The organism is Kineococcus auxinigenes, from assembly GCF_050871525.1.
GTDB lineage: Bacteria > Actinomycetota > Actinomycetes > Actinomycetales > Kineococcaceae > Kineococcus.
The window spans coordinates 1-4018 of sequence record NZ_JBKBCT010000130.1 but is presented as its reverse complement, the minus strand read 5'-3'; the positions used below and the strand labels follow the sequence as shown (position 1 = coordinate 4018).

Sequence of the window (4018 nt, the reverse complement as noted above, 5' to 3'; positions counted from 1 at the left end):
CCCCCCCCCCCCCCCCCCCCCCCCCCCCCCCCCCCCCCCCCCCCCCCCCCCCCCCCCCCCCCCCCCCCCCCCCCCCCCCCCCCCCCCCCCCCCCCCCCCCCCCCCCCACCACAGGTTGCCGGACGGTCTCGCTGCAGACCACCACCGACACGCCCGAGCGGTGACGGCCCACCCCGGCGTGTTCGCTCCCACCTGCAGCACCGCTGTCCACCGCGGGTCCGAACGCGCGGTCATCCCGCTGGCCGGGCTCGATCATGAACAAGCGTCGGCGCCCGCTCGTGTCGAGAGCCAGATGCCCTCTCTGCGGTGCCGGGTACACGCTCGCGGCGACGCCACCACCTCCACCGCGCACGATCAGGCTGCGCGCTCCGGCTCGGGGCGTGTGCCAGGCTGGCTCGACCCGAGCCAGGAGGAACCGCGATGGCTGAGCCCGACGACCGCGACGTGCAGCGCCGGCGAGGTCCGGACCCGATGCCCTTCACCAGCGGCAACCAGTTCGCCCCCTTCCAGCGCGAGCACGACCCGCAGGCAGGACCGCAACGCACCTGGATGATCGTCGCCAGCACCCTCGGCCCACTGCTGATCATCGCCGCCCTGCTGTGGGTGTGGGTGCGTTAGCTCCCGCAGCCGGGGCCGGGCCCGCGCCGAAGCAGGCGGCTTGTGTCCGCCGCGGTCGGCGCCGATACTGAACCGGTGCGCATCCCCGTAGGGGTGCGAAGTGGGCCCGGCAGCCTTCCGGACGGTGGGCGAGCCGGGCTTCGCGCTGCCTGGGCCCAGATCGGTGAGTCAGACCCGACCCCAGCACCCGCCGCGTCATCGCGACGTCGCCGGCCCGCTCACTGCAACCGCTGGACCTGCCCGATGATCGGGCGGACCCGGTCCTGCCACAGGCTGCCATGGCTCCAGCACCACGCCACCGCGTCCGCGATCCACAACAACGGCTCGCTGCGCGGGGGCAGGTGTTCGTAGACCAGCTCATCGACCACCCCCGCCTGGTGCACCGCGGCGCGCAGGGTGCGCCGGTCGCTGGCGATGAGGGAGTCGTCCTGCTCCAGCACCAGCCGGTGCGCCCCGGCCACCGCCAGGTCGGCGACCAGCTGCTCCAGCACCACCCGCCGCGCGGCCCGCTGATCAGTGATCGCGCGGGCGTCGTAGACGTCGACGACGACCCCGCTGGTGCACAACGCCGCCGCGATCTGCCCCTGGCGGGCCTTGCCCTCCTTGGTGAAGTGCAGCCGCTCCTGCCGCGCCAGCAGCAGACCCCGCAGCAGGGTGCGGGTCGGGGCCAGCTGCCGCGGCTGCACCCGGGCGGCGGCCACCAGCAGCCCGTTCGCCTTCGTCTCATCGACGAAGACGTGCACGCTCACCACGTCCCCCGCACCGACGACCGCGCCGGCGACTCCACCGACGGGTCCCCCCAGCGTGAAGGGCTGACGGTTGCGGCGGGCATCGCGTCAGCATCGTGGATCGCCTTCGTCGCCGCTCCAGCGGGGCACCTGATGCCTGCACCGCCACAGCCGGTGTCTCGCGCAGACCGCAGCCACGAGGGCACGCTCGAGCATGCCCCTGCCTTCCGACCCTCCTCCCACTTCGTTGCCCATCGCCCTCGGCGACGGCACCTGGCGCACCGACCCCCTACGCCTGGCCATCGCCGCCTACCTGGCCCGCTACCGCGGCGAGACCCGCCGCCACGCCGAGTCCGACCTGCGCGCCTACCTCACCTGGTGCCAGCTGCGCGGCCTGAACCCGCTGGCCGCCCGGCGCCCGCACATCGAGCTGTACGTGCGGTGGATGCAGGAAACCCAACGCTTCGCCGCCTCCACCGTCTCTCGCCGCATGTCAGTGGTCGCCGGCTTCTACCGCACCTGCGTCATCGACGCCGTCCTCGAGCACTCACCGGCTGACTACGTCCGCCGCCCCAACGTGCCCCCCGAGTCCCCGACGCTGGGCCTGTCCCACCTTCAGCTCGAAGCGATGCTCGCCACCTCCCGAGACTCGGCCAACCCGTGCGACTTCGCCCTGGTGTGCCTGCTCGGGCTGCTGGGCCTGCGCATCTTCGAGGCCTGCGCCCTGGACATCACCGACCTCGGCGAGGAACACGGCCACCGCGTCCTGCGCGTGGTGGGCAAGGGCCACAAGATCGTCCTCGTCCCGCTGGCGCCGGCGGTGGGCCGAGCCGTGGACCGCGCCATCAGCGACCGAGTAGCCGGCCCACTGCTGCTGAACACCCGCGGCGGGCGCCTGGACCGCCACTCCGCCACCCGACGGCTGCGTCACCTTGCAGCCGATGCCCGCATCCGGCTGCCGCGCATGCACCCGCACATGCTGCGCCACACCTACGTCACCACCATGCTCGACGCCGGCGTCGATCTGCGCGACGTCCAGATCGCCGCCCGCCACGCCGACCCCCGCACCACCATGCGCTACGACCGCGCCAGGACCACGCTGGACCGGCACCCCAACTACATCCTCGCCGCCTACATGGCCTCCGGCACCTGACCGACTTCACGCATCTGCCGAAAAGCGTGTGCTTGCGCGGTTAGTGGCCGGGCTTGATCGCGTACCTAGCACCACCCGCCGCGTCCCCCTACCGTGAACAGCGGACATCACCATCCCAACGACGGGAGAGCAGCGATGAGCACCACCAGCACCGACCGGGCGACCTCAACATCCACCGGCCTTCGTCCACGTGACCTGGGAGGCGTCGCCGTAGGTGCCGCCCTCTTCGCGGCCCTGACCTGGCTTTCCGCGCATTGGCTGACGACCCCGACCACGACGGCAGGCACCATCTACGTCCTCGCCATCAGCGCTGTGCTGGCAGCTGGCGTGGGCGTCGCCGTCCTCGCCGCTCGCGCTGGCCTCGCGGCTGGAGTCACCGCCCTGCTTCTGGTGCTGATCGGGCGCCTTCTCGGCGGACCCGCCGATGTCGGCCTCTCCATGGACGGCCTGCAGCTGCCCCAGGTAGTGATCCGCAGCGGAGCGCACCAGCCGGTCGTCGTCGCTGCGGCGGTCACCGTCCTGATCGTGGCCCTGCTCAGCCTGCGCAAGGACCGCTCCTCCCGCTGACCAGCTTCCTTCTCACGTCGCGGGTGGCACGACGCCCATCCGCGACTGGCAACCGGGTGCGGCAGCGTCAAAACGGGTTGATGAAATCCAGCAGGTCACCCACAGCACGTACCCCACGCCGCAACCGCCCGCCGCGAGGTGGCCGGTGATCGTCCTGGGACGTCGGTCCTGTTCGCGGCCCTTGCGAGGCCCACCGTTGCGTCAGCTCGCCCGCAAGCTGCTGAGCCGCCCCCGGATCGGCACCTTGCAGCACTTCGAGGAGAGCCTGCGCTGCGCGTACTCGCTCAGTGCGTTCCAGTGACGCGGAGGCGACCAGCGGCACCAGGCGTTGCACGGCTCGCTCCAGCTCCGGCGTTCCTGTCGCTTTCACCGCGCCATCCTGGCCTCCCTCACACAAGGCGGTCATCCGGTCATCCCACGAGAGCACGGAACGCGCGGTCATCCCGCGCTCAGCGCGCACAAGCATGGAGTCGCGGACGGCTCACACCACAGCGCGCACAAGGGGCTCGAAGAAGGCCTCAGCAGCGACGCGGTCCTGCAGGAAGCCAGCGCTGACCAGGACATCACCGTCTGCAACCAACCATGCTCCTGGGCACTCCACGGGCACCTCGGTGACCCAGAGGACGAAGGGCGCGGCCCTGCGGCCCAACTGCTCCTCCTGCCGGCGCACCAGCAACGGCCAGTCGATGCCCCGATCGCGACCGCGCCGCCTCAGCGCCGCGACGCTGCGCTGGGCGTGCTCGGTACAGGCTGCGCCGCTGTAAGCGATGCCCGCGGCGAAGTGCTGACGCAGCATCGCCTGCACGGCGGGCAGGTCCTGCACCTTGTCAAGGCCCGGGTTTGATGGAGGGTGTGAAGCAACGCTCAGGCCGCGGCGACGACCTCGGCAGTGGTGTCGAATCGGGCCTGGTACTCGATCGGCGGGACCATCCCGAGCTCGCCGTGCAGGCGA

5 protein-coding genes are annotated in these 4018 nt (G+C 72.0%); 3 read left to right on the top strand and 2 right to left on the bottom strand.

Annotation, left to right across the window (positions count from 1 at the left end; genetic code table 11):
• The first annotated feature begins 420 nt into the window (after window positions 1-420).
• Window positions 421-618 carry a hypothetical protein gene (locus ACRYR9_RS19545; protein ID WP_432499092.1) on the top strand — a complete coding sequence of 66 codons (198 nt, stop codon included), beginning with the start codon at window positions 421-423 and terminating at the stop codon, window positions 616-618.
• A 218-nt stretch (window positions 619-836) separates the two neighbouring features.
• Here the strand turns inward: ACRYR9_RS19545 and ACRYR9_RS19540 are convergent, their stop codons facing one another.
• Complete coding sequence (locus ACRYR9_RS19540) at window positions 837-1367, bottom strand: hypothetical protein (RefSeq protein WP_432499089.1); 531 nt, start codon at window positions 1365-1367, stop codon at window positions 837-839.
• 226 nt (window positions 1368-1593) lie between these two features.
• Here ACRYR9_RS19540 and ACRYR9_RS19535 point away from each other — a divergent pair, with 226 nt between their 5' ends.
• Window positions 1594-2499, top strand: a complete 906-nt coding sequence (locus tag ACRYR9_RS19535; RefSeq protein WP_432499086.1) for a tyrosine-type recombinase/integrase — start codon at window positions 1594-1596, stop codon at window positions 2497-2499.
• Window positions 2500-2634: 135 nt separating this feature from the next.
• Window positions 2635-3066 carry a hypothetical protein gene (locus ACRYR9_RS19530; RefSeq protein ID WP_432499084.1) on the top strand — a complete coding sequence of 144 codons (432 nt, stop codon included), beginning with the start codon at window positions 2635-2637 and terminating at the stop codon, window positions 3064-3066.
• Window positions 3067-3547: 481 nt separating this feature from the next.
• Here the strand turns inward: ACRYR9_RS19530 and ACRYR9_RS19525 are convergent, their stop codons facing one another.
• Window positions 3548-3889 (bottom strand): hypothetical protein, encoded by a 342-nt coding sequence (locus ACRYR9_RS19525; protein ID WP_432499082.1) that lies wholly within the window; start codon window positions 3887-3889, stop codon window positions 3548-3550.
• Window positions 3890-4018: the final 129 nt, after the last annotated feature.